28 protein-coding genes and 1 pseudogene are annotated in these 24,910 nt (G+C 67.4%); 17 read left to right on the top strand and 12 right to left on the bottom strand.

Translation table 11 applies throughout. The features are described 5' to 3' along the window. Nucleotides 1–602: 602 nt before the first annotated feature. The 4 genes from ACWEWT_RS25945 (at nt 603) to purH (ending at nt 5,527) form a co-directional block, all read left to right on the top strand. Nucleotides 603–1,529 carry a DUF5336 domain-containing protein gene (locus ACWEWT_RS25945; protein ID WP_452562706.1) on the top strand — a complete coding sequence of 309 codons (927 nt, stop codon included), beginning with the start codon at nt 603–605 and terminating at the stop codon, nt 1,527–1,529. Between the two features lie 67 nt (nt 1,530–1,596). Continuing rightward, on the top strand, nt 1,597–3,171 hold the full coding sequence (locus ACWEWT_RS25940; protein WP_452562704.1) for a cell division protein PerM: 1,575 nt from the start codon (nt 1,597–1,599) through the stop codon (nt 3,169–3,171). A 149-nt stretch (nt 3,172–3,320) separates the two neighbouring features. Next, nucleotides 3,321–3,968 carry a phosphoribosylglycinamide formyltransferase gene (gene purN / locus ACWEWT_RS25935; protein WP_452562721.1) on the top strand — a complete coding sequence of 216 codons (648 nt, stop codon included), beginning with the start codon at nt 3,321–3,323 and terminating at the stop codon, nt 3,966–3,968. Further along, nucleotides 3,965–5,527: a bifunctional phosphoribosylaminoimidazolecarboxamide formyltransferase/IMP cyclohydrolase gene (gene purH, locus ACWEWT_RS25930; protein ID WP_452562702.1), complete on the top strand. Its 1,563-nt coding sequence runs from the start codon at nt 3,965–3,967 to the stop codon at nt 5,525–5,527. The genes purN and purH overlap by 4 nt, the downstream gene beginning before the upstream one ends. Before the next feature lie 132 nt (nt 5,528–5,659). Here purH and ACWEWT_RS25925 read toward each other — a convergent pair whose 3' ends face one another. After that, nucleotides 5,660–6,124, bottom strand: coding sequence for a hypothetical protein (locus ACWEWT_RS25925; protein ID WP_452562700.1), 465 nt, complete (start codon nt 6,122–6,124; stop codon nt 5,660–5,662). Here ACWEWT_RS25925 and ACWEWT_RS25920 point away from each other — a divergent pair. Further along, nucleotides 6,123–6,257 (top strand): hypothetical protein, encoded by a 135-nt coding sequence (locus ACWEWT_RS25920; protein WP_452562699.1) that lies wholly within the window; start codon nt 6,123–6,125, stop codon nt 6,255–6,257. The genes ACWEWT_RS25925 and ACWEWT_RS25920 overlap by 2 nt on opposite strands. Here ACWEWT_RS25920 and rpsR read toward each other — a convergent pair. From rpsR to rpmB, 4 genes are read right to left on the bottom strand one after another with little or no spacing between them, the layout of a single operon-like run. Then, a complete protein-coding gene (gene rpsR / locus ACWEWT_RS25915; protein ID WP_452562698.1) occupies nt 6,244–6,498 on the bottom strand; it encodes a 30S ribosomal protein S18 in 255 nt (84 codons plus the stop codon). The genes ACWEWT_RS25920 and rpsR overlap by 14 nt on opposite strands. A gap of 33 nt (nt 6,499–6,531) precedes the next feature. Beyond that, nucleotides 6,532–6,837, bottom strand: coding sequence for a 30S ribosomal protein S14 (rpsN, locus tag ACWEWT_RS25910; RefSeq protein ID WP_452562697.1), 306 nt, complete (start codon nt 6,835–6,837; stop codon nt 6,532–6,534). After that, nucleotides 6,837–7,007 (bottom strand): 50S ribosomal protein L33, encoded by a 171-nt coding sequence (gene rpmG, locus ACWEWT_RS25905; RefSeq protein WP_030522352.1) that lies wholly within the window; start codon nt 7,005–7,007, stop codon nt 6,837–6,839. The genes rpsN and rpmG overlap by 1 nt, the downstream gene beginning before the upstream one ends. 7 nt (nt 7,008–7,014) lie before the next feature. Next, nucleotides 7,015–7,251: a 50S ribosomal protein L28 gene (gene rpmB, locus ACWEWT_RS25900; RefSeq protein WP_452562695.1), complete on the bottom strand. Its 237-nt coding sequence runs from the start codon at nt 7,249–7,251 to the stop codon at nt 7,015–7,017. 109 nt (nt 7,252–7,360) lie between these two features. On the opposite strand from rpmB, the gene mrf reads away from it, so the two are divergent. From mrf to rpmF, 3 genes are read left to right on the top strand one after another with little or no spacing between them, the layout of a single operon-like run. Next, complete coding sequence (gene mrf / locus ACWEWT_RS25895) at nt 7,361–8,710, top strand: ribosome hibernation factor-recruiting GTPase MRF (protein WP_452562693.1); 1,350 nt, start codon at nt 7,361–7,363, stop codon at nt 8,708–8,710. Beyond that, nucleotides 8,710–8,979 carry a type B 50S ribosomal protein L31 gene (locus ACWEWT_RS25890; protein WP_452562692.1) on the top strand — a complete coding sequence of 90 codons (270 nt, stop codon included), beginning with the start codon at nt 8,710–8,712 and terminating at the stop codon, nt 8,977–8,979. Before mrf ends, ACWEWT_RS25890 begins: the two co-directional genes overlap by 1 nt. Before the next feature lies 1 nt (nt 8,980). Next, entirely contained in the window at nt 8,981–9,154 is a 174-nt protein-coding gene (gene rpmF, locus ACWEWT_RS25885; RefSeq protein WP_452562690.1) for a 50S ribosomal protein L32, read from the top strand. A gap of 236 nt (nt 9,155–9,390) precedes the next feature. Here the strand turns inward: rpmF and ACWEWT_RS25880 are convergent, their stop codons facing one another. The 6 genes and pseudogenes from ACWEWT_RS25880 to ACWEWT_RS25855 all read right to left on the bottom strand — a co-directional run bounded on the left by ACWEWT_RS25880 (nt 9,391) and on the right by ACWEWT_RS25855 (nt 15,008). After that, the gene (locus ACWEWT_RS25880) at nt 9,391–9,777 is read right to left on the bottom strand and encodes a hypothetical protein (protein ID WP_452562688.1); all 387 of its coding nucleotides are present in this window, start codon (nt 9,775–9,777) and stop codon (nt 9,391–9,393) included. A gap of 5 nt (nt 9,778–9,782) precedes the next feature. Next, a complete protein-coding gene (locus tag ACWEWT_RS25875; RefSeq protein WP_452562687.1) occupies nt 9,783–10,694 on the bottom strand; it encodes an MHYT domain-containing protein in 912 nt (303 codons plus the stop codon). Next, complete coding sequence (locus ACWEWT_RS25870; protein ID WP_452562686.1) at nt 10,687–11,319, bottom strand: GTP-binding protein; 633 nt, start codon at nt 11,317–11,319, stop codon at nt 10,687–10,689. Before ACWEWT_RS25870 ends, ACWEWT_RS25875 begins: the two co-directional genes overlap by 8 nt. Beyond that, nucleotides 11,300–11,644, bottom strand: a pseudogene (locus tag ACWEWT_RS25865) (DUF742 domain-containing protein); the annotation flags it as partial. The pseudogene ACWEWT_RS25865 and the gene ACWEWT_RS25870, both read right to left, overlap by 20 nt. 170 nt (nt 11,645–11,814) lie before the next feature. Further along, the gene (locus tag ACWEWT_RS25860) at nt 11,815–12,222 is read right to left on the bottom strand and encodes a roadblock/LC7 domain-containing protein (protein ID WP_058854582.1); all 408 of its coding nucleotides are present in this window, start codon (nt 12,220–12,222) and stop codon (nt 11,815–11,817) included. Then, nucleotides 12,219–15,008: an ATP-binding protein gene (locus ACWEWT_RS25855; RefSeq protein WP_452562684.1), complete on the bottom strand. Its 2,790-nt coding sequence runs from the start codon at nt 15,006–15,008 to the stop codon at nt 12,219–12,221. The genes ACWEWT_RS25860 and ACWEWT_RS25855 overlap by 4 nt, the downstream gene beginning before the upstream one ends. A gap of 454 nt (nt 15,009–15,462) precedes the next feature. Here ACWEWT_RS25855 and ACWEWT_RS25850 point away from each other — a divergent pair, with 454 nt between their 5' ends. From ACWEWT_RS25850 to ACWEWT_RS25810, 9 genes are all read left to right on the top strand, one after another. Then, entirely contained in the window at nt 15,463–16,149 is a 687-nt protein-coding gene (locus tag ACWEWT_RS25850; RefSeq protein ID WP_452562682.1) for a response regulator transcription factor, read from the top strand. Nucleotides 16,150–16,157: 8 nt separating this feature from the next. Next, nucleotides 16,158–17,675, top strand: a complete 1,518-nt coding sequence (locus tag ACWEWT_RS25845; protein WP_452562681.1) for an ATP-binding protein — start codon at nt 16,158–16,160, stop codon at nt 17,673–17,675. Nucleotides 17,676–18,226: 551 nt separating this feature from the next. Further along, entirely contained in the window at nt 18,227–19,639 is a 1,413-nt protein-coding gene (locus ACWEWT_RS25840; RefSeq protein WP_452562679.1) for a S1C family serine protease, read from the top strand. Beyond that, nucleotides 19,639–20,193 carry a MogA/MoaB family molybdenum cofactor biosynthesis protein gene (locus tag ACWEWT_RS25835; protein WP_452562719.1) on the top strand — a complete coding sequence of 185 codons (555 nt, stop codon included), beginning with the start codon at nt 19,639–19,641 and terminating at the stop codon, nt 20,191–20,193. Before ACWEWT_RS25840 ends, ACWEWT_RS25835 begins: the two co-directional genes overlap by 1 nt. 15 nt (nt 20,194–20,208) lie before the next feature. Next, the gene (locus ACWEWT_RS25830) at nt 20,209–20,403 is read left to right on the top strand and encodes a hypothetical protein (protein WP_452562677.1); all 195 of its coding nucleotides are present in this window, start codon (nt 20,209–20,211) and stop codon (nt 20,401–20,403) included. A 546-nt stretch (nt 20,404–20,949) separates the two neighbouring features. Then, entirely contained in the window at nt 20,950–21,624 is a 675-nt protein-coding gene (locus ACWEWT_RS25825) for an MspA family porin (RefSeq protein ID WP_452562675.1), read from the top strand. Nucleotides 21,625–21,704: 80 nt separating this feature from the next. After that, entirely contained in the window at nt 21,705–22,370 is a 666-nt protein-coding gene (locus ACWEWT_RS25820) for an MspA family porin (RefSeq protein WP_452562674.1), read from the top strand. Nucleotides 22,371–22,691: 321 nt separating this feature from the next. After that, on the top strand, nt 22,692–23,366 hold the full coding sequence (locus ACWEWT_RS25815; RefSeq protein WP_452562672.1) for an MspA family porin: 675 nt from the start codon (nt 22,692–22,694) through the stop codon (nt 23,364–23,366). 72 nt (nt 23,367–23,438) lie between these two features. Then, nucleotides 23,439–24,104, top strand: coding sequence for an MspA family porin (locus tag ACWEWT_RS25810; protein ID WP_452562670.1), 666 nt, complete (start codon nt 23,439–23,441; stop codon nt 24,102–24,104). Between the two features lie 101 nt (nt 24,105–24,205). Here ACWEWT_RS25810 and ACWEWT_RS25805 read toward each other — a convergent pair whose 3' ends face one another. Next, the gene (locus ACWEWT_RS25805; RefSeq protein ID WP_452562668.1) at nt 24,206–24,904 is read right to left on the bottom strand and encodes an SAF domain-containing protein; all 699 of its coding nucleotides are present in this window, start codon (nt 24,902–24,904) and stop codon (nt 24,206–24,208) included. Between the last annotated feature and the right edge of the window lie 6 nt (nt 24,905–24,910).

Below are 24,910 nucleotides of genomic sequence, written 5' to 3'. Positions count from 1 at the left end.
GCGGGGTGGGGCCCTATTAACCCCGGTTCTTCACTCCGCCGCTCAGTCGCTGCGCTCCTTCGCTCTGTCGCTCCAGAACCGGGGCGGGCCCCACCTGCGCATGTTGATCATCCGGAGTGGACAAAGGGTGTGGGTCCGCATGTCCACGATCCGGAGGAGCTGAAGTTCGCGGATCCGCAGGTCGACCATTCGGTGCAAGTCGACATTCCCTCTTTCGCGAGCTCGGCCGCCCTTCTGCTCACGCGCGTGCCCCGCTCGCTTTCGCGAGCAAGTCCACTTCTCGTTGCCGCCGGCAGCACTGGCCTTCCCGCTTCTCGAGTGAGCCACTTCTCGTGCCGGCGAGCCGGCGAACTGCGGAGGTTCGGAGTGCGGGCGCGCACTCGATCGGTCCGGGTAAGTGCGCTGATTCTGTAGGTTGTCCCGTGGCGGCCGACCGGCGGCCGGTCGGCCGCATGTGTGCTCCGTGCACCCGGGTCGCGCAGGGTGGGGGCCCCGCCTGTCCACAGCCGCGTCCTTCGGTGATGACCTGTGCGCGTGCGTGCAGTAGCGTCAAAGGGAATTCAGCCGTCAAGTACGTATTACTCGACCTAGGAGATGACGACATGTCATACCCGACCGGGGGCTCCGGGTACAACGCACCCGTTCCGCCCTCCGTTCCGCCCAATCCCGGCCAGCAGGCGGCCGGTGGTGGGAGTGCCGCAGGGGCCGGCGGGAAAGGACTGCCGTTCTTCCTGACCATCGGTATCGCCGCGGTCGGCGTGATCGCCTTCCTGCTCGGCTTCCTGTCCTATGTGGGCGCCGATACCGATATGGATCTGCCGTCCTCGGCCGATACCAGCCTGAATCTCTTCGAGTACCAGGAAGCCACGATCGGCGGACTGTTGCTGATCGCCGCGATCCTCGCGGGCCTGTCGCTGCTGCCGAAGCAGAACTGGGTCGGCGCGGCAGCGGCGGTGGCGGCCGGAACCTTCGTCACCATCCTGTTCCAGCTGTTCAGCCTGCCCGAGGGCGCCAAGGCCGAGATCGGGCTCTACCTGATCCTGGTTCTCGCGCTGGTGCAGGCGGGTCTGGCCGTGGCGGTCGTACTGTTCGACGCCGGAATCCTGACCCCGCCCGCCGCCCGCCCGGCCGCGCCGTCCGGATTCCCCGGCGGTCAGCAGGGTTACGGGCAGCAGCAGTACCAGGGCCAGCAGGGTTACGGTCAGCAGCAGGGCTACGGCCAGCAGTACAGCAGCGGTCAGCAGCAGCAGCCGGGCTACGGTCAGCAGCAGCAGGGCTACGGCCAGCAGCCGGCTTACGGTCAGCAGCAACAGCAGCAGCAGGCCTACGGTCAGCAGCAGCAGTCGCCGTATGCCGGTGGCCAGCAGCAGCCCTCGCCCTACGGTCAGCAGCAGCCGCAGCAGCAGGCCTACGGTCAGCCGCAGCAGCAGCCGGGTCAGCCGGCGGCCCAGCCGTTCGGAGGCGAGCAGCCGTCCGATCCGGCCGCCGACGCCACTCGGGCGTTCCGGCAGTCCGACGACCAGAAGTGATCATCGGCAGCACCCGGCGCGGCGCGCCTGAAGCGTCCGCGCCGGGGCGGCTGCCACTCTGAAATCCATGAGCTCCCCGCGTACCTCGTCGAACCACACGCTCCGGGGCGCGCGCAAGAGTTCGGCGCGTTCCGGCGATGAGCCGGGCTTTCTCTCGCTACCGCCCGATCGCGCCCGGGTGCTCCTCTTCGTAGCCTTCCGGCCTGCCGCCTTCGCGTTGGCGGCCGTCGTCGTCACCATGCTGGCGACTCTTCTCAGTGCGGGAAGCGATCTCACCGGTCTCAGCGGTGCGGTCGCCGCGGGCTGGCTCGCCGTCCATCAGGTGCCGCTGCTGATCGGTACCACCACGGTGGGCCTGCTCCCGGTGCTGCCGACGGCAGTGCTGCTGTGGGCAGCGGCCCGGGAAGCGGTGGCCGCCACCGATACCGAGCCCACCCGGGCCGAACTGGGCTGGTTGTGCGGTGCGGCCGTGGGCGGTCCGCTGTTGATCACGGCGGTATGCCTGGCGGTCACCGAGGACGCGTCGGGATCGATTGCCCTGCAGCGTCCCAATCCGCTGACCGCTTTCGGCTGGGTACTGCTCCTGCAGTTGACCGCTGTCCTGTGCGGTGTCGTATTCCGCTGCCGGGAACGGATATTCGAGGGCCTGCCCTACGATGTGATCGCCGCCGGCTACGTGGCGGGTCGTTCGGTGCTGCGACTTCTCGCCGGCGCGGCGGTTCTGCTGGTAGGGGCACTGCTGGTGAACTGGTCGCGGGTCGGTGAGACCTACGGCTCCACCGAGGGGTTCGTGGATGTTCTCGGGCTCACGCTGCTCTCGCTGCTGTACCTGCCCAATGCGGTGGTTACCGGGGTGGGAGTCCTGGTGGGACCGGGAGTCCAGTTCGGTGATGCGTCGATCGGGGTGTTCACCGTGGTCGGTGGGCCGATTCCGGCGGTCCCGGTACTGGCCGCGGTTCCGGCGGGGCCGGCGGTGCTCTGGTGGGCCGTCCTACTGCTGGTACCGGCCGCAGTCGGTGTGCACGGGGGTGTGGAATCGGCGCGGGTGAGCTACGACCGCCCCGGCGCCCCCTGGGCGCTGCTCGCCGCGGCGGGGCTCGGTAGCGCGGCCCTCACCGCCCTGGCCGCGGTGTCCGGGGGCGAGCTGGGCAATTTCGGTCGGCTGGGTGTCGAACTGCCGGTGTTCGCGCTCGCGGTGTTCGCCTGGCTGGCGATCCCCGGCTATGCGGGCCTGCTGTTCGCGCGGACCTTCATGGTTTCGTTCCCCACACCGTTGATGCGGCATCCCGACGCGTTGTTCGACCCCGACCAGGACGACGACTACGACGAGGAGTACTACTCGGACGGGGTCGATACCGTCCGTGCCCCGGCGGATCGTGCGCTTCCGTTCGGGCGGCTCCCGGAGCTCCCGGGTGACACCGCGACCGATCCGGCCGGGCGCTATGCCGATCTGCTCGATCATCCCCACGCCGAATCGCCCGGTCCGGAGCGACCGCTGGAGGTCGAAGCCGAGGTGGTCGAGGAACAGCCGTACCGGTCGGACAGCGGCCCGCTCGCCGCCGCGGATCCGGCACCCGAGATCGTGGACGCCGAAGTGGTCGAACAGGATGTGCCCGACAGCGAGCGCGGGGACGGCCGGTAGGCGATCCCGCGGGCCCGCGTCCCGCCCGCGCCGCACCGCCGCCGGAGGGCCGGCGGAGGGCGTCTACTAGGCTCTATCCGTGCCGCGGGTTCGTCCCCGCCGGCGGGTGCGTCCCGCCCGCCGTTCCTTCGAACTCCAGGAGTAGAGCCCTGACCGCCCCGGAACCCACCGATTCCACCCCGGCCGGCCTGGTCGTTCTCGCCTCGGGGACCGGTTCACTGCTGCGCGCGCTGATCGAAGCCGCGGCGGACCCCGAGTATCCGGCCCGGATCCGCGCGGTGGGTGTGGACCGGAAGTGCGCCGCTGTCGAGCACGCCGAGGCGGCGGGGATCCCCACTTTCCTGGCCGCCGTCGGTGATCACGCCGACCGCGCCGCCTGGGATATCGCGCTCACCGAGGCAGTGGACGAATACTCTCCCGACCTGGTGGTGTGCGCGGGTTTCATGAAGTTGCTGGGGCCGGAGTTCCTGGATCGTTTCGGCGGCCGGATCCTCAACACCCATCCCGCCCTGCTGCCCGCGTTCCCCGGTGCGCACGGGGTGCGGGACGCGCTGGCCTACGGGGTCCGGGTCACCGGGACCACGGTGCATCTGGTCGATTCCGGTGTGGACACCGGTCCGATCCTGGCCCAGGAAGCCGTCCGGGTCGATCCGGCGGACGACGAGGCCGGCCTGCACGAGCGCATCAAAGTCGTGGAGCGACGGTTATTGGTGGAGGTTGTCGCCGCCGTCGCGACCCGCGGAATTGTCTCCGATGGACGAAAGGCAGTTATCCCTGATGAGCGAGTTCTCCGGTGAGTGAACGTACGCCGATCCGCCGGGCGCTGGTGAGCGTCTACGACAAGACCGGGCTCGTGGAGCTGGCGACCGCACTGCACGCGGCCGGGGTGGAGCTGGTGTCCACCGGATCCACGGCCGCGCGGATCGCGGACGCCGGGGTGCCGGTGACCAAGGTCGAGGAGCTGACCGGGTTCCCGGAAACTCTGGACGGCCGGGTCAAGACACTGCATCCGCGAGTGCATGCCGGGATTCTGGCCGATACCCGCAAAACCGAACATCTCGATCAGCTCACCGAGCTGGGGATCGAGGCTTTCCAGCTGGTGGTGGTGAACCTCTATCCCTTCAGCGAGACCGTCGCCAGTGGCGCGAGCCCCGACGAATGCGTCGAGCAGATCGATATCGGTGGCCCGTCTATGGTGCGTGCCGCGGCCAAGAACCATCCGTCGGTGGCCGTGGTGGTGAACACCGGCGACTACGACGAGGTGCGTAAGGCCGTATCCGACGGCGGTTTCACCTTGTCGGAGCGTATCGGGCTGGCCGCCAAGGCCTTTCAGCACACCGCGAGCTACGACGTGGCGGTGGCGAACTGGATGGCGACGACGCTGGTCGAGAAATCCGCCGGTGACGAGGAATTCCCGTCCTGGATCGGTGCGGTCTGGGACCGTTCGGCGGTGCTGCGCTACGGCGAGAACCCGCATCAGGCGGCCGCGCTGTACACCGACGGGGACGGTGGGCGCGGCCTGGCGCGGGCGCGGCAGTTGCACGGCAAGGAGATGTCGTACAACAATTACACCGATGCCGATGCCGCCCGCCGGGCCGCCTACGACCATGCCGCTCCGGCGGTCGCGATCATCAAACACGCCAACCCGTGTGGTATCGCCACGGGCGCGGATATCGCCGAGGCGCATCGCAAGGCGCACGCCTGCGATCCGGTGAGCGCCTACGGCGGTGTCATCGCGACGAACCGCGAGGTCTCGGTGGCGATGGCCCAGCAGGTGGCCGAGATCTTCACCGAGGTGATCGTCGCACCGTCCTACGCCGACGGCGCTGTGGAAGTGTTGCAGCGTAAGAAGAACATTCGGATCCTGATCGCCGAAGCTCCCGCGCCGACCGGCGCCGAACATCGTCCGGTGAGCGGTGGGCTGCTGGTGCAGGACCGCGATGTGATCGACGCCGCCGGTGACGATCCGGCGAACTGGACCCTCGCGGTCGGTGAACCCGCCGACGCGGCGACCCTCGCGGACCTCGAATTCGCGTGGCGCGCCTGCCGGGCGGTGAAATCCAACGCCATCCTGCTGGCGCAGGACGGCGCCTCGGTGGGTGTCGGTATGGGCCAGGTGAACCGGGTCGATTCGGTACGACTCGCCGTCCAGCGGGCCGGTGATCGTGCGGCGGGTTCGGTCGCGGCCTCCGATGCGTTCTTCCCGTTCCCCGACGGTCCGCAGCTGCTGCTCGAGGCCGGTATCCGCGCGATCGTCCAGCCGGGCGGTTCGGTGCGCGATCAGGACACCATCGATGCCGCGCGAGCGGCCGGGGTGACCATGTACTTCACCGGGTCCCGGCACTTCGCCCACTGATATTCGCCCGGTGATATCGGCCGGCTCGCAACACCTGTGCCCCTCGCTCGCTGTGGCGGCAGGGGCGCAGGTGGTTCGAGGACGTATCGGCTTTTATCGGTCACGAATATTGTTGCGCCACAGGGTGTCCCCTCAGACCGCGCTGAGTACCGCGCGGTCGCCGAGCGGGCCGTCCAGCTGAATCTCCAGGGTGCCGAAAACCGCCATCATCACGCACATCTTGTCGGCGGCGTCGGCGCGGGTGCCCTGCTGGAGCGCCACGGTGACGGAACTGTCGTTCTCGGTGACTGTGGCGTTCACGCCGTAACACTCGGGTACGCCGGATTCGAAATGCACGGCGATACGATCCGGTGCCACGCGGGTCCACGAGGTGAACGATATGGGGTGGGCGCCGACGAGTGCGGGGTCGGCGGTGAAGATTCGCCCGGGGTCTGCGCCGGGGTCCTCGGTGGGGGTGCCGGGCCGGGGCGCGGGTACCGAACTCGCCGAGGGGGAGGGGCTCGGTTCCGAGGCGGCCGTATCGTCGCTACCGCACGCGGTGACCGCGAGGACGGCGCCGAGAGCCAGAATTGCCGTGCATCCCCGCAGTGTGACCATGGGCACCACTGTAGTGGGCCCGGATCGGGTGGCCGGGCCGGCCGCGGGGACCCCGGCGCAGTCGAACGCCCGGACCGCGGTGACGCGGTGCCGGGCGTGGGATCTGGAGGTGTGGCCGGTCAGCGGCTGGTGAAGGGCAGCAGCGCCATCTCGCGGGCGTTCTTCACCGCGATCGCGACCTGTCGCTGCTGTTGCGGAGTCAGGCCGGTGACCCGGCGGCTACGGATCTTGCCGCGATCGGAGATGAAGGTGCGCAGCAGGTTGACATCTTTGTAGTCGACCGTCTCGATACCCGCGGCGATGAGCGGGTTCTTCTTGGGCCGGCGGGCCTGCTCGGCGCGGACCTTCTTCGACGGGCCTCGTTTGACTGCCATATGACCGGTTCCTAACTCACGAGATCGGTGGGGTTACCAGCTCGATTTGTGCACACCGGGCAACTCTCCTCGATGTGCCATCGCACGCACACGCACACGCGAAAGGCCGAACTTCCGGAGATAACCGCGCGGTCGCCCGTCTGCGGCGTCCCGATTGCGCAATCGTACCGGACTGGCGTCCCGGGGCAGTCGGCGCAGGGCGGCCTGTGCGGCCAGGCGCTCGTCCTCCGGGGTGCTCGGTTTCCGGATCGTTTCTTTGAGTTCGGCCCGTCGTTCGGCGTACCGGGCGACGATCGCGCGGCGCTGTTCGTCGCGGGCGATCTTGGATTTCTTGGCCATCAGCGCTCCTCCCGGAAATCGACGTGCCGGCGGACCACGGGATCGTATTTCCGCAGGACCATCCGGTCCGGGTCGTTACGGCGGTTCTTACGGGTGACGTAGGTGTAGCCGGTGCCCGCGGTGGAGCGGAGTTTGATCACCGGGCGGATATCGGTCGATTTCGATGCCATGGTGCGCTCAGATCCGTATTCCGCGGGCGCGCAGCCGGGCCACGACGGCTTCGATCCCGTCCCGGTCGATGGTTTTGATGCCCTTCGTGGACACGTCGAGGGTTATCCGGCGGCCCTCGCTGGGCAGGTAATAGGTCTTGCGCTGGATGTTCGGGTTCCAGCGCCGGTTGGTGCGCTTGTGCGAATGCGAGACGGCCTTGCCGAAACCCGGCCGGCGGCCGGTGACCTGACAGTGCGCCGACATACGGCTCCCTCCGACAGTGAACGATGATGATAATCGTTTTCGACAACGATCGATCCACACTGTAGCGTGTGCGCAGTCGTAATTGAAAATCATTACCGAAAGGGTAGTGGTGTCCCATTCCGCACAACTCCCAGAAATCATCGGTCCCGGCGACCGTCGTACGCCGGTCGTGGTGGTCGCGGGCCTGCACGGTGATCCGGCCCGTTCCGTCGTCCGCATCGCGGATGCGCTCGGCGCGGCCGCGGGCACAGTGGTGGTGTGCCACGATCTCGCCGAACTCGGCGAGGGGATCGTGCGTCGCACCGTCCACCAGGGCGGCACGGCGACGGTTACGGTGCACGAACTCGCACACGGTTGTGTCTCGTGCACGCTGAAGGCGGATCTGCTGCCGCTGCTGTGTACCCTCGCGGCCCGCGATTCGGTGGACCGGATCGTGCTCGCCCTGGATCCGGCCATCGAGGCGGAGTCCGTATGTCAGGGAATCGCCGAGGTGGTCGTCGCCGGTGTCGTCGGCCGGGTCGACGGCCCGGCCGCTCGTGACGTCCGTATCGCTGCCGTGCTCACCGGTATCGACGCGCGGACGTGGCTCGGGGCGGCCACCGGAGGCGCTGCGCTGGACGAACTGGGCTGGGCGTGGGCCGACGACGACCGTACGATCGCTCAACTGGCGGTCGGCCAGGCCGATTTCGCCGACGCCCTGGTGATCACCGGCAGCGAGGACGTGGATCCCCTGGAGCGGGCCCGGCTGTGCGCTGTTCTGACCCGGCTGGTTCCACTCGCCCCCACTCTGTGGGCCGCCGCGGAGCCGATGCTGACCCCGGAGGCGGTCGAGAACCTGCTGACGCGTATTCCGGCCGGGTCCCGGCGTGGACGGGTTTTCGACGCACATGCGCCACTGCTGCGCGGCCAGCCGTCGCTCGGCTCGGAACACGGTGTGGAACTGGTCGAATTCACTGCGCGCCGGCCGTTTCACCCCGAGCGCTTGCACGACGCCCTGGATGTTCTGTTCGAGGGTGTGGTCACCGCACGTGGCCGGGTGTGGCTGGCAACTCAGCCCGACGAGGTCGTCTGGCTGGAATCCGCCGGCGGTGGACTGCGTATCGGCGGTGCGGGCCGCTGGCTGGCGGCGATGACGGCGGACGAACGCGCCGAAGTGGATCCGGAGCGGTCGGCCATGGCCGGATTGCGCTGGGACGACCGCTTCGGCGATCGCGACAACTCACTGGTCGTCCTGGTGCACGCCGCCGAACCGGAGGAGATCCGGGCGGCGTTGGAGTTCGCCCTGGTCGACGATGCCGAACTGCGGCTGGTGGAACGGTCGCCCCAACAGGTGGCGCGCTGGTCCGATCCCTTCGGCGAATGGCACAGCGACCCCTGCGATCCGGAAGAACCGCATCCGGCCGCCACCGGTGAAGGCCGGGGCGGCGATACGGGCGAGCGCGCCCGGAAGGAGAAGTGATGAAAGCCGATATCCATCCCGACTACCACCCGGTGGTCTTCGAGGACGCGAGTACCGGGAGCCGGTTCCTGACCCGCTCCACGGCCACCGCCGAGCGGACTGTCGTCTGGACCGACGGCAATACCTATCCGCTGCTGGTCGTCGACGTCACCGCCGACTCCCACCCCTTCTGGACCGGTGCGCACCGGCTGCTGGATACCCAGGGCCGGGTGGAGAAATTCGAACGCAAGTACGGCAAGCGGGCCGTGCGATCCCGGAAGGGGCACTGAGATGGCGGTACCGAAGCGGCGGATGTCGCGGTCCAATACCCGTAGCCGACGGTCGAACTGGAAGGCGACGCCGCCGGATCTGGTTCCGGTCACCGTGGACGGTGTGGTGCACCGGGTGCCGCGGCGCCTGATCGAGGCGGTTCGGCGTGGTCTGGTGGATCCGACGCGCCGGTGAAATGTCAGGCCCCCTAGATGCGAAAAAGCAGTGTCAACAGCCATATCCGCGGCGGGAACGGGGTGGATCGCCTCGCGTCGGCTACTCTCCCGCAATCGTGAAAGTGGCTTCCACCTCGAAATATCGCATGCTGTGTGATTGCGGGTGGGTGGCAGGTGGGTTGCGGCTATTCCGGACAGGTATGTGGTGATCTCCGAAAAAACTTGCCGGACTGCTGCTTCACCGGTCCATACCGATTATCCTCGTGCGTGAGGGCGGGTCTCCCAGAGATGGGAGACCCGCTCATCGCCACTTTCGAGGGCTTTCGCCCCGGTCTCCGCGTTCGTTGCGGGGGGTTCCACCTGCTCACGCGTATCGCATTCCGTCGAAAGCGCCTGTGCGATATCACCCACCTGGCGCAGCAGCGCCAGGGCGAGGGCGGCGGGAAGCAGCAGTAGCGAAACCGGCCACGGCAGTTCTACACGTTCGGACCGATCCACCTGCGCTGCGAGATCGGCCACCGTGGCTTCCATTTCGCTGATCTCCACCCGGAGCTCGGCCACCTCGGAGCGCAACCCGCGCACCTGTGCCCACAGTTCGCGCAGCAATTTGTCTTGATCGGACAACACGATATCGGTGTCCACCCGGATCAGCGGGCCAGTTCCGGCAGCGGCTGCGCGCGCTGCGCGAGCGCGGCGGCCGCATTGGGCCGAGCGGCAGGCCGGCCGGTTTCACCCGGAGCCGACAGGATGCCGTCGCCGGCCGCCGGATCGCCACCGGACGAGTTCTCGGCCTTGTTCACCCGGGGCGTTTCGTCCGGGCGATCCGGGGCCACCAGGACCGCGGTGATCGGCACCGCCAGGGCGAGTAGCCCGATCACGAACATCGGAAAGGCGTAGCCGAACAGTTCCATTCCCTGCGCGGGTTCGGCCTCGGGGTCGAACCGGAACTCCAGGGCGGCGATACCGGTGAAGTAGAAGACCGCAACACCCGCCCCGAACATCGCGATCGATCCCACTCGGGCCGCCGGGAAACGGAACCGCTGGAACAGGAATACGCACACCGAGGAAGCAGTCACCGCGATCACGATCGCGATCACGAAGAGCCAGGGGATCACCGAGACCGAACCCTGGATATCGACCGAGGTGAGCTGCAACCACAGCATGATCCCGAAACCGACGCCGAGCGCGCCGGCCGCGTTCACCATGCGCTTCACCTGGAACTCCCGCCCGGCCAGCAGGAGCCCGAAGAAGACCGCGGCGACGGAGAACACCAGGGACAGCGTCAGATCCGAGATGTCGTAGCGCAGGATGCGGCCCGGAATGGATATGCCCAGCAGCGAAACCGTACTGGCCAGCCACACTCCTATACCGCCGATGGAAACGGCGGCGGCGGCGATCCACACCGGCCGGAACCGCACCGAACGACGGCCGTTCACCGCGCATGCCAGGCCGACGAACATCCCGACCGCCGATATTCCGAAGGTCAGCAGCGTCAGCCAGTAGCCCATGGTGAACAGATCGACGGTCTCGACCGATTCCGCGGCCAGCGCCTCAACCATGCCGGGCGACTCCCTCGTATTCCTTGGCCTTCAAACGGTTGATCGCGTACTCGGTGACGGCGGCCAGCGACTGCCGGACCTCCTTCGCATCGCGGGCATCGATATCCACGATCGGTACACCCTCGCGTACCGAGAGCGCCTCACGGAGCTCGGCCATCGCGAACCGCGGTGAATTCGGGAACCTGTTGACCGCGATCAGGAACGGCAGCTGCCGCGCCTCGAAGAAGTCGACGGCTGCGAAACTGTCCTCCAGCCGGCGGGCATCGACCAGGACCACCGCGCCGATAGCGCCACGGATGAGGTCGTCCCACATGAACCAGAACCGGCGCTGACCGGGGGTGCCGAAGAGGTACAGGGTCAGATTGCCGGGCAGGATGATTCGGCCGAAATCCATTGCGACCGTGGTGGTCTGCTTATCCGGCGTATCGTCCAGATTGTCGACGCCGTCGGAGAAGCTGGTCACCATGGCCTCGGTGCGCAGCGGCACGATCTCCGATACCGCCCCCACGAAAGTTGTCTTACCCGCGCCGAACCCACCGGCGACGACGATCTTGGTCGACGCGACGCGGGTTTCGGTCTCCGCCGCGCCACCACCCTGGGTGTTGCTAAAGGGCTCGGAGTCCACGCAATGTCCTCTCCATCAGCGACCGGCGTTCGTCGTAACTCGCCTGCTCGGTCAAAGTCGAATGCACTCGCAGGTTGCCGTCCACGACGAGGTCACCGATAACGACGCGGACCATACCGAGCGGACGATCGAGATGTGCGGCGATTTCGGCAACCGACAGCTGGTGAGCCCCGAGCCGGAGTATCTCGGCTCGGATGTCACCGGACGGCCAATCGAATTGTGCATGATAGGAGATGGTTTCGATAACCGCCTCCATCGGGAGGTCGACTGCCGGTTGGGTCCGGCCGGCCGTGAGGGCGTACGGACGGACACGTCCGGCCCGGCGTGGTTTGTTCGGCTGCGCAGGCGCGTCGAACCGATAGGCACCGGTGTTGTACTGCGACGAACCGGGTCCGAAGTTCTGCGCGCCGGGACCGTAGTTCTGTGCGCCGGGGCCGAATCCGGACCCACCGGTGTGGTAGTCGGGCATACCTTGGCCGAATTGAGACATGGTGCTCAGACGGTGGATCGGGCGGTCGCGCTGACGACCGAACCCACGCGATCGACCAATAGGGCCATCTCGTAACCGATCCGGCCGATATCGTGCTGCTTGTTGGCGAGTACCGCGATATGAGAGCCGTTGCCGACGCTCATCACCAGTAGGTAGCCGCGCTGCATCTCCACGATCGACTGCATCACCTTGCCGCCGTCGAACAACTGGGCCGCACCGGTGGACAGGCTGGCCAGACCCGCGGTCACCGCGGCGAGCTGTTCGGCGCGGTCGGCGGGCAGATGAGGGCTGACGGCCTGCAGCAGGCCGTCCGCGGAGACCAGGACGGCATGGGAGACACCCGGAACGTCCCGGGTGAATCTGGCGACCAGCCAGTTCAGGTTCTCGTCCGTGCTGCTCTTCGGGTCGGTCATGCAAGCCCTCCGTCATTGTTCTGCGCGTCGGCCCGCCCACTGCGGACCCCGCTCAGGTGTCTGGTCAGATTGCTCCGGATCTCCATCGGATCCCGTGGGGCCTCGTCTTCGACGGGGGCCAGCCCACCGGGTACGAGCTGCGCACCCGGCCGGCGGATGGGGAGCCCGTTCGCGGTCTTGGAGTCCGAATTCGGCTTGGCGGCATCCTCCGCTGCCAGCCAGCCGGAATCGGCGGGAGTCGTCCAGTCCTGGCGTGGCTGATCCTGTGTGGTCGCCGGCTCGACCAGCCATTCCGACACCATACGCTGGTAGATCGGGGTGGGGGTCTCGCCACCGACCGGTTGCAGTCGGGAGGAAGTGGTCGTGGTCGCCGCCGCCGGTTCGTCCCGGCGTTGTTCGGCGCGGCCGAACGGATCGCCGTGGTCCATTCCCGGGCGCCGGATCGGCAAACCGGAGCGAGCGGTGAGGGCCGGCGGTTCGGCGTCGGCGAACGATCGCTGTTCGGTCGGCGCCGGGAAATCGGCCGGGGCCGGGAAGGATCCGGTCTGGTGGGTCTCCGACCACATTCCGGTGGGTGAATCGTCGGCCGCGGTCTCCTCGGGGACCGGATCGAAGGCCGAGAAGGTGTCCCGGGATCCGTTCCCGTTCGGTGCGTTCCCACCCATGCCCAGCGGTGCGTGCGTCGCCGGGCGGCGTTGCGGCAGACCGGTGGATGTGGTGCCGAATGCGGACGGGGCGGGCGTGAGCGGGCGCACCGGGGGGAGGTCGGTCCGCGAGGTCCACGAATCCGTCGCGGGCAGATCGGGTACCGGCGTCAGCTGACGCGGTGCCGGCGGTGGCTGGAGCTGCGGCAGCTGCTGCAGATTCGAGGTCTGCTGCAATTGCGGCGGTGTCATGGACAGATCGGCGGTGAAGGTGTTCGCGTTGTCGGGCCCGGTATCGGGCGAGACCAGCAGCCCCGGCAGATGCAGGCTGGCGGTGATACCGGGCTGCTGGGCCATGGTCGAGGTGCGCCGCAGGCCCACGGTGATCTGATGGCGTTTGGCCAGGCGGCCGACGACGAACAGGCCCATCCGGCGGGCGGTTTCGATATTGATCTCACCGCCGGAAGCGAGGCGCGCGTTCGCGGCCTGCAGATCCTCGGTGGCCATACCCAGCCCGCGGTCGGTGATCTCGATGAGATACCCACCGTCGACCGCGCGGGAGACGGTCACCGCCACCGGCGTATTGGGCGGGGAGTACCGCAGCGCATTGTCGATGACCTCCGCGAGCAGGTGTTCGATATCGACCGCGGGTTCACCGGCGACCACACCGTCGGGCACATGGCCGATCTCGACCCGCTGATAGTCCTCGACCTGGGAAACCGCACTCCACAGCATATCCGAGAGTGGGACCGCGTCGAGCAGCCCGCGGCGCAGGGGAGTACCGGCGATCACGAGCAGGTTGTCACCATTGCGCCGCATCCGGGTGGCGAGGTGATCGAGCCGGAACAGGTTCTGCAGTCGCTGCGGATTGTCCTCGTCGTGTTCGAGTTCCTCGATGATGCCGAGCTGCTGTTCGACCAGCGATTGGCTCCGCCGCGACAGGGTTTCGAACATATTGCCGATCTGCACGCGCAGACGTGCCTGTTCGGCGGCGAGATTGAGGGCCTGCTGGTGCATTTCGTCGACCGCGCGCGCAAGCTGGCCGATCTCCTCGGTGCCCTGGACACCGACCGGTTCGATCGCCGGGGTCTCGGCGCCGGCGCGGACCTGTTCGAGTTCCTCGGGGAGGCGCACATGGGCCACTTCGAGCGCGTCCCGGCGCAACCGGCGCACCGGGACGACCAGCGTCCGGGCGACCGCGAGCGCCAGGGTCAGGCCGCCGAGCAGAGCGGCGATGAGCAGGGCGGTCTCCCTTAGCGCGCTGTTCTGCGCGGAGACGGTCGCATGATGCAGCGCACCGCTGATGGTGGCTGTCAGCTGGTCGGTGGTGACCTGATAGGCCTGGGAACTGGTATCCAGGGATTCCAGCGCGGCCGGATCGGTCATCGCGCCCTGGGTGCCCTGGCTGAAGATGGCCAGCCGGGTCTGTACCGCGTCCAGCAGCGGCCGCATGTTACCGGCCACGTCCGGCATGATCTGCCCGTACTGGTGGATCATGGTGAGTTCGGCGCCACCGGAGGTGAGTATCCGGGCGCGCATCGCCGGGTTGTCCTCGGCGGTGGGCGAACTGATCACCAGGCGCTGCGCGGTCAGCGACCGGCGCGCGTTCTGGATGGCGCTCACCTGCAGGAAATAGCGCTGGATCGAAAGATCTTCGACTGTGGGCGACTGGGCGAGCGCGTTACCGATCCGGACCGCGATCTCGTCGGCCTGGTCGCCGACCATGGCGGGCGAACCGTTGCTGAGGCCGCTGCGCATGGTGCTGCCGAGGGTCAGCGCCGAGGAGAGTTCGCGGGAGACCTCCGGCCGGATCCGATTGGAGTCCAGTGCCCTTTCCAGGTTTTCGTGGGCAGCGTCGAATCCGGCGAGGGCCGCGGAGGCCTGGGGCTCGGTCTTGGCGCGCCAGCCCGCGGTCGCTGTCACCGCCAGATGTTCGGCGGCGGCGTTGTAGCCGACGATGGGTCCGATGATGCGGGACTGCTCGGTCGCGGCGTCGAGTTGCTCCAGGGTACGCAGCTCGTTGTTGATCCGTAGCACCGCGAAAAGGGTGGCCAGGACGACCGGCAGGACCAGGACGATACCGACCTTGCGGGTGACCGACCAGTTGGACAGGCTGAATTGCCAGGGTCGCGGTGTTTCCATCCGCCTCTGTCGCCTCCGCATCACGATCGACCTCTTTTTGGTGCGTGGCCGTTTCAGTTATGATTCACTGCACACCCGAACCAACCGGAGGTCTAGTTTTTACCGATCGGAACATACCGTGCATGTTAGCGGTCGGCAATCGGGGCGTTCAGCCGGTTATACCGCGAATAAAGCGGATGAGGAACAGGTTTCGTGGGATATCACAGGCTGGTAATGGGTCCTCCGGTTATCGGATGAATTGCCTGGTCGGAGTATCCACGGCAGTGAACACACGGGCCGTGTCCCAATTGGGTCGACCGTCCGGTCCCTTCCCGTGGCGGGGAAGTTCCGCTCGCTATTCGAGGCGGCCGGGATCCGGTTCCGGGAAAACCGCCGGCGAAACCGGTGGTCAGCGGACTCGCGGTGTGGCAGGCCCTCTCAGTAGCCTCTCAGTCGCTGCCGTCAAACTGGTGTGATGCGGATTCTGGTGGTCGACGACGATCGCGCCGTGCGGGAGTCACTGCGCCGGTCACTGACCTTCAACGGCTACACCGTCGATCTGGCTGTCGACGGTATCGACGCTTTGGAGAAGGCGACCGCGGATCGCCCGGACGCGCTGGTCCTCGATGTCATGATGCCCAGACTGGACGGGCTCGAGGTCTGCCGGCGGCTGCGCAGTACCGGTGACGACCTGCCGATCCTGGTGCTGACCGCCCGCGATTCGGTATCCGAACGGGTCGCGGGTCTCGATGCCGGTGCCGACGATTACCTGCCCAAACCGTTCGCTCTGGAAGAACTGCTGGCCCGGCTGCGCGCCCTGTTGCGCCGCCGCGCCCCGGACACCGGCGAGATCTCCGAGGCCATGGTCTTCGCCGACCTCTCGCTCGACCCGGTCACCCGCGAGGTCGCCCGGGGGTCGCGATCCATCTCGCTGACCCGGACCGAGTTCTCCCTGCTCGAAATGCTCATGTCCAATCCACGCCGGGTGCTCACCCGCGGCCGCATCCTGGAGGAGGTGTGGGGTTACGACTTCCCCACCTCCGGCAACGCTCTGGAGGTCTATATCGGTTATCTGCGCCGGAAAACAGAAGCCGACGGCGAACCACGGCTCATCCACACTGTGCGCGGGGTCGGTTATGTCCTGCGCGAGACACCTCCGTAAGCGCGGATATGGCACGCAATTCCCGATCGGCGGCCGAGCAGCATTCGGTCGCGCCGCTGCGCCGGCCCTGGCCGGACGAGCCGGCGCCCATGCGCCCGCCGACCCCTTTGACCCGCACCGTATCGCTGCGCTGGCGGGTCACCCTGCTGGCCGCCTCCCTGGTGGCGATCTTCGTGGCGATCACCTCGATCGCCGCCTACGCCATGGTCGCCCGGGCCCTCTACGGACAGGTCGACGCGCAGCTGCGGGCCCGTGCCGCGACCATGATCAGCGGCGATATCGACAGCATGGCCTTCCAGTCGCTGGGTGTGGCGACGCTGTTCTCCAACGATATCGGCGTCGCGCTCATCTATCCGCCCGCGAACACGGAGGCCGAGCAGCGGCCGAGTCTGCCCGCCTATATTCCGCCGCAGCCGACCACACCGCCGATCGGCACCGAGGAGATCGCGGTGGCCCAGGGCAAACGGGATTCGTCGCTGCGCACCTACAACAACCAACGCGTGCTGGCCGAGCGGATGGATTCCGGCGTCACCCTGATCATCTCGCAGCGCCTGGAACCGACCCGGGAAGTACTCGACCGGCTGGCCTGGCTGCTGTTCGCCGTCGGCGCCTGCGGTGTGGTCCTCGCCGCCGGTGCCGGGACGACGGTCGGCCGCACCGGACTGCGTCCGATAGCCCGGCTCACCGCGGCCACCGAGCGGATCGCGCGCACCGATGATCTGACCCCCATCCCGGTGACCGGTGACGACGAGCTCGCGCGGCTCACCGAAAGTTTCAACACCATGCTGCGGGCGCTCACCGAGTCCCGGGACCGGCAGCGGCGCCTGGTCGCCGACGCCGGGCACGAGCTGCGTACCCCGCTGACCTCGTTGCGCACGAATATGGAATTGCTCATCGCGTCGGGCCGCCCGGATGCGCCGGCCATCCCCGACGAAGATATGGCCGAACTGCGTTCGGATGTGGTGGCGCAGATCGAGGAGCTGTCCAACCTGGTCGGCGATCTGGTGGATCTGGCCCGCGAGGACGCTCCGGAGACGGTGTACGAGCGCGTGGATCTCGGCGATGTGACCGAGCGCGCACTGGAACGGGTACGCCGCCGCGGTGCGGTCGGTTTCGCCGCCGAACTGAGGCCGTGGTTCGTCTACGGCCACGAGGCCGCGTTGGAACGCGCGATTCTCAATGTCCTCGACAACGCGGCGAAATGGAACCCGCCCGGCGAGCAGGTCCGCGTGGTGATGGCCGAGACCGGTCGCGGACTGCTGGAATTATCGGTCGACGATGCCGGTCCCGGTATTCCACCCGGTGAACGCGAGCTGGTATTCGAGCGTTTCTACCGCACCACCGCTTCACGCTCCATGCCCGGTTCCGGACTGGGTCTGGCAATTGTTAAGCAGGTCGTGACCAAACACGGCGGCACTATCGCCATCGACACCTCGGATCGGGGCGGTGCGCTCATTCGCATCGTATTGCCGGGAGAGAATCCGCCCCCCGACGAATATCGTCCCGAAAATATCACCGGCGAATAATTTCGCCCGTCGAAAATAGTTCCCGGATTTCGCGGAACCGGCGAAAATTCGATCGACGGACAGGTCGGCGGCGACAAGATCGGGGTCGGAGTACCGGGCCGATCTGCCGCGATAACGAAGGGTGCGCGGGGTAGCTCCGGGGCTGCGGTCGCGCTGGTGGAGGTTGCACACGAGCCGGCTCGCGAAGGTGGCACCGCAGGTGCCGAGCCCGCCGCCGCGCCGCCGGCCTTCCCGCGCGCTTCCCGGGACGGGGCGGCTCACCCCGGACACCCATCCGATTCGAGGCACGCGCCACGGCCCCCACATTCCCGAATCACCGACCGAGGAGCACTTACAGTGCTGTGGGCCTACCGGAGCCGACCCGGCAGCCGTCCCCTGGATCCGCCCTTTCGTCCACTTCGGATGGTCTACCTCAGTGGCCGGGGTTGATAGGGCCCCACCCCGCGGCGCCGAAAGCGCCGCAATAGGCACTGCAAATTAATGCAGCTCTCAGTTCGTTCTCAGTAGTGGTCGGCAGGCTGGACATCGGATATGAGCAGAAAAGAGAAACTATGACCGAGGATTTCACCAATCGGCCGGCCGGATCGGACGCCGGACCGGTGCCGCCCTCGTCTCAGCAGCCGCACGTCGGGCCGCCGCCCGGTCCCGGGCCCGTCGCCGGGCACCCCGGCGCGCCCGGGCAGCCGCCGGTGGGTGGTCCGGCGCAGTTCGCGGGCGGGCCGCAGTTTCCGGTGGGGCAGCCGGGTGATACCGCCGCATATCCCGTCGCGGGTGGTTCGTTCGGTGGCCCGCCGCCCGGTGATTCCGGGCAGTTCTACGCCGCCGTACCGCCGCCGCAGCGGCGTAGTTCGGTGCGGACCGGGCTGGTGGCCGGGGCTGTCGCGCTGGCCCTGGTGAGTGGCGGTATCGGTGGTGCGGTGGGCGCGTTGGTCAGCGATTCGGGGAACAGCCCGGCGGTGACCAACGCGCTGGACGCGCCGGTGCCGGCGGTGCGGGACGCGGCGAACGCCCCGGCCGGTTCGACCCAGGCCGTCGCACAGCAGGTGCTGCCCTCGGTGGTGATGATCGAAGTCGCCAGTAACCGGGGGCAGGGCGAAGGGTCCGGGGTGGTGCTGACCTCGGACGGTTTGATCCTGACGAACAACCATGTCGCGGCCGGGGGCGGCGCGAACGGCGAGATGTCGGTGACCTTCTCCGACGGCAGTACCGCCTCGGCTTCGCTGGTGGGCGCTGATCCGGTATCGGATCTGGCGGTCATCCGGGTGCGCGGCAAAACGGATCTGAAGCCGATCGAGCTGGGTAGTTCGGCGAATCTGCAGGTCGGTCAACCGGTAGTGGCGATCGGTTCGCCGTTGGGGCTGGCGGGCACCGTCACCACGGGGATCGTCTCGGCCATGAATCGCCCGGTATCGACCACCGGAGAGGGAGGTAACGATCCGACCGTGCCGAATCCGGTGATAGACGCGATCCAGACCGATGCCGCGATCAATCCCGGTAATTCCGGTGGTGCGCTCGTCGACGGTCAGGGTCGGTTGATCGGGATCAACACCGCGATCGCGAGCCTGGGTTCGTCGGGCGCGGGCGGTCAGCAGAGCGGTTCGATCGGACTCGGTTTCGCGATTCCGGTGGATCAGGCGCGGCGGGTCGCCGACGAATTGATCAAGAGCGGCCACGCCACGTACGCCCAGATCGGGATGACCGTGCAGCGGGACGAATCGGTGCACGGTGCGCGAGTTCTCGATGTGGCACCGAACGGTCCGGCCGCCGCTGCGAAGATCCCGCCCGGTTCGATAGTGACCCGGTTGGACGATCGCACGATCGATTCCGGTGACGCGCTGGTCGCGGCCGTGCGGTCGAAGCAGCCCGGGGACAAGGTGACTGTGACCTATACCGATGAACGAGGCGGAAACACCAGAACGGCCGAGGTGACCTTGGCCGCCGCCGCAGTGGAGGGAGGCCGATGATGCAGAAGGTGGCCGGGGGCGGGCACACGGCGATCGGGCTCGGCGCTACGGTGAGCGGTATGGAAATCGATGCTCCTGTTGCCGGTCGCGCACTGGTCGTGGTGGTGGACGATCGAACGGCGCACGGCGGTGAGGATTCGCTGGGCCCGCTGGTGACCGAACTGCTCACCGAGGCGGGGTTCCTCGTCGACGCGTCCGTGTCGGTGGAGGCCGACGAGGTGGCTATCCGGAACGCATTGAACACCGCGGTCATCGGCGGTGTCGACCTGGCGATCTCGGTCGGCGGTACCGGTATGTCGCCGCGCGATGTCACGCCGGAGGCCACCTCCGAGGTGCTCGACCGGGATCTGCCCGGGATCAGCGAGGCGCTGCGGGCGTCGGGCCGAGTGGCGGGTTCGCTGGACGCGGGTCTTTCCCGCGGGCTGGCCGGTATCTCGGGGAGCACCCTGGTGGTGAATCTGCCGGGGACCCGGGCCGCGATCCGGGACGGTATGGCGACGCTGGGGCCGCTGGCGAGCCGGGTGATCGGTGAACTGTCCGGGCTGCTGGAATGAGCCGGAGCGAGCGGTATGAGTGAGGGTGAGATCCCCGAGGTCCCCCGTCGGGCGCGCCGCCGGGCGGGGGACCCGGCGCGTCTGGACCGGGTTTTCGGCGAAGTGCTGCCCTCGACCACGCGCGACGAGTGGGACGAGGGCGGTGCTTCGGGGGGTGACGACGAGTGGCTGCGTGCGCAGGTGCCGCCGCATCACGGCGAGGCGGGTTGACCCCGTAATTGCCTTGGCGCATAACGGTTTTCGCTCGAACGCCGCGTAAATGCGCTATCTCTGGGGGGTAACGGGGGTAGTTGATTCTTCTGGAATTGTCCAGCTTTGCAATGGATGAGATTACAATGCCGGGCCGCGTCGGTAGCCGATTTCGTGACGGCAATTCTCCTTGACGCTTTTTTTGCGGTGGAATTCCGGGGCCGATGTTTGCGCTCGGCCGGCCCACCTGCCTTTGCCTGCGGATGTGGGCCATTTTCACCGATATGTGATATGGATCACATTAACGTATAGCGAAAGCACCCTTTGTCCAACCTGTTACCGACCGTTTAATCTCGGTGCGTCGATCGCCGCAAAGGTGATCCGGCGGGACTCCGGATTACGGATCCTGCCGGTCGTATTGTGTGCATTGTCCGATTTGTGGCGTTGCATCGAAATAACAACAGGTCACCTGTAGGTAACAAACGAGCGAAACACTGGTCGGAGCCGGCGAGTCATATGTCCGAGTCTCGTAGGCCATGCTGTTTGTCCGACATGATGAGGGGAAATATGAGCGAGAACCGCACCGACGGTGTACGTAATGGTGCCAGGATCGCGGGTGTCGGTGCCGCGGCCGCTGTCGCCGTGGGCCTGCTGTCGGTGGGCGCCGCGAATGCCGATGCCTTCGTGGCTCTGCCCGACGGCCAGAAGGCCGGCCCCGGAGTGACCATTACCCGTACGGGTGAGCATGCCGTCGTTTCGCCCTCCATGGCGGCCAACGGCGCGGGCCGTGTGGTCTGGGTTTCCGGAAACGCCGCCGCCGATGTCACTGTGACACCCGAAGGCGAGCCGGGGCCGAACAACGGCCCGACCGGCGCGGACGGGACCAACAACTCGTCCACGCACGGCACCTCGCAGCTCAACACCGGCTATATCGTCGGTTGCCAGGTGAGTATCGGCGAAGACGCGATCGGTCTGGGGGGTTCGCTGGGCCTGTCCCTCGACGGCGGTAGCCTCGGCGGCTCCGTCGGTGTCGAGCTGGGCCCGGGCGACGTCAAATTCGTGCAGATCGACTACAAGGACATCACGAAACCCGGTCGGTACTCGGTGGAGTACCAGGATGCCGAGATCGAGATCCAGGGTTGCGCGGGCTATGCGCAGGCGCGGTCGTACACGGTGGTCGAGATCATCGGCGACCACTACTCGAAGACCACGCTGTACGGCCAGCCGTTCAGTATCGGCTGACCCGGCACCCGTCCACGTCGCCTCGAATCGAATCTTTCTCGCGCACTTCGCGAGCTCTCCCCTCGAAGGGTGTAACTCTCATGATCAACCGTAAGAATCTGGCGCGCCTGGCCGGCGTCGGCGCCGCCACCACCATCGCGCTGGGCCTGTTCTCGACCGGAGCGGCCAGTGCCGATACCTTTGTGCCGCTGCCCGGCGGTGAACTGGTCAAAACACTGTCCGACGGCACGGTGGTGACCGTGCGCATGGTCGGCGAATCGGCCACCATCAGCCCGTCCATGGGTGCCACTCCGGTGCACCGCAACGCGTGGGCATCCGGTAGCGCCCAGGTCGAGATCGCCGGCGGCGAGGATGTGGGCGGCAAGATCTACCCCGGCTACGTCGTGGGCTGCCAGGTGAACATCGACGGCGGCGGCGCCGAAGGCGGCGCGGGTGCCGATATCGATACCGAAGGTGCCGTGAGCCCGAGCGCCGAAACCGGCGGCAATCTCACCGTCGGCCCCGGTCAGGCCAAATCGTTCTATGTCCTCGATATCGAGGGACCGGACGATTTCGGTAGTGAGGACCACGCCACCAACAACAGTTTCGGCGGCAACAGCGGTTCGGTGACCTGGTCCGATCAGACCATCGGCCTGAACGGCTGCGGTGGGTACGCGCAGGCCCGGTCGTTCGTCAAGGTCGAGGTGGAAACCGAGAACGTGATCAGCTTCGTCACGCTGTGGGGTCAGCCGTTCAGCCTCGGCTGATATAGGGCCGAACAAATATATTCGCACGAATACGGGCCTGCCGCAGTCGCGGTGGGCCCGTATTCTGTGTGCGCGATACGAGGACGGCCGCTGGGCTCCGGCGCGTTTCCCCAGCACCCGTCACTTCCCGGCTACCTGGCAATCATCCGATCGCCACACCATGTCGACGGCTCGGTATTCGAGTGTTCACCGGTTGTGCGGTTTCGGGTTCATCTTGTGGCTACAGCCATCCCTCAAGCTCTATGAAGCCTGTTCTCGGGCCGCCCCGGCGTCGATTCGCTGCGATGCCGGGTGTCGCTGAAAACCTTGATGAGGGGAAATATGAGCAAGAACCGCACCACCGGTCTGCGCCGCGGCGCGCGCGCTCTGGGCGTGGGCGCTGTCGCGGCCGTGGCCATGGGCCTGTTCTCGACCGGTGCCGCGAACGCGGATACTTTCGTGCCGCTGCCCGACGGTGAAAAAGCCGGGCCCGGTGTCAAGATCACCCGCACCCATGAGAGCGCGCTCATCTCGCCGTCCATGGCTGCCAACGGCGCGGGCCGGACCGTCTGGGTCTCCGGCAACGCCACCGCCGACGTTTCCGTCACGCCCGAGGGCGAAGCCGGTCCGAACAACGGCCCGACCGGCGCGGACGGGACCAACAACTCCTCGACGCACGGCACCTCGCAGCTCAACACCGGCTACATCGTCGGTTGCCAGGTGAGCATCGCCGACGACGCCATCGGCCTCGGCGGCTCGATCGGTATCAAGCTCGACGGCGGCAGCGTCGGCGGCTCGATCGGCCTCGAACTGGGCCCGGGCGAAGTGAAGTTCGTCCAGATCGACTACAAGGACATCGAGAAGGCCGGTGTCTACTCGGTCGAGTACCAGGACGTGGAGATGGCGATCCAGGGTTGCGCCGGTTACGCGCAGGCCCGCGCCTACACCGTCGTCGAGGTCATCGGCGATCACTACTCGAAGACCACCCTCTACGGGCAGCCGTTCAGCATCGGCTGATTCCGGTACCGGTCGAATTCACCCACCACATTTCTCGCTGTAGCGAATTCAACCCCAGAGGGGCACAAACACATGTTCAACCGTAAGAATCTGGCGCGCCTCGCCGGCGTCGGCGCGGCCGCCTCCATGGCGCTGGGCCTGTTCTCCACCGGCGCCGCCAACGCCGACACGTTCATCCCGCTGCCCGGCGGCGAGATCACCAAAACCCTGTCCGACGGCACCGTAGTGACCGTGCGCCTGGTCGGCGAGTCCGCCACCATCAGCCCGTCCATGGGTGCCACCCCGGTCCACCGCAACGCGTGGGCCTCGGCCAGCGCGCAGGTCGAGATCGCCGGCGGCGAAAAGGTCGGCGGCAAGATCTACCCCGGCTACGTCGTGGGTTGCCAGGTGAACATCGACGGCGGCGGTGTCGAAGGTGGCGCCGACGCCGATATCGACAGCGAAGGCAGCGTGAGCCCGAGTGCCGAAACCGGCGGCAACCTGACCATCGGCCCCGGCCAGGCGAAGGCCTTCTACGTCCTCGATATCGAGAAGCCCGACGACTACGGCAACGAGGACCACGCCACCAACAACAAGTTCAAGGGCAACAGCGGTTCGGTGACCTGGTCCGACCAGACCATCGGCGTCAACGGCTGCGGCGGCTACGCGCAGGCGCGTTCGTTCGTGAAGGTCAAGGTCGAGACCGATCACGTCATGTCCGTGGTGACCCTGTGGGGTCAGCCGTTCAGCCTCGGCTGAGTCGGCAGAAGGGCGGATCCGGCCGGGTAGGTCTCGGCTGTACCCCCATCTCGGTGTAGGGCCTGTCGCGAATTCGCGACAGGCCCTACACGTCCGGGTGGTCAGTGGAATATCACGGTGAGCGCGCTGTTCAGGGAGGCGGCCGCGACGACAGCTGCCCGGTGGGCATCCATCGCGACCAGTACCACCCGTTCGGTACGCCTGTTCGTACCCGACTCCGGGGGCGGTCCCGATACCAGCACCACGGCGGCGTCGACGGCCAGCGTCCGGGGCGACGCGGAATCCTCGGCCCCGGCGGCCACCACATCGACCCGATCGCCGGCTCGGAGGATCTCGGTGATCGCGGTATCGGCCAGACGCACGGGCACGATCCGGGCATCCGGCCGTCCGGTCGCGACCTCGGCGAGCCGTGGCCCGACCACGCGGACATCGGTGAGTACCTCACCCGCGCGTAGCGCGGCGGTCGATACGGCGCCGAACAGCGGGACGGGGTCGGTGGACGCGCCGGTGGGCGCGATATCCGGGGGATAGGACATGAGGCGCAGATCCGCGGCGCCGAGGATATGGCCGGGTGCTAGGTCGCGTGCCGCGACGACGACGGAGATTCGCGTATGGGCCGGATCGCCGCGGAGGAGCAGCGCTACGGCGACGAGCGCGCACAATGCGGCCAGGATGCGCCGCAGCAGCAGCCCGTCGGCCCAGGGCGGGCGGTTGTCGAACGCGTCGCGCCAGGTTTCGGCGGAACCGAGACGCGCCCGGCCGCTCGAATCCGGGCGGGCGCGGGGTCGGATACGGCTCATGGGGCG

The sequence above is a fragment of the Nocardia sp. NPDC003963 genome (assembly GCF_053605105.1).
The sequence above is the reverse complement of the archived record's forward strand: the minus strand, read 5'-3'. Positions and strand labels throughout refer to the sequence as shown.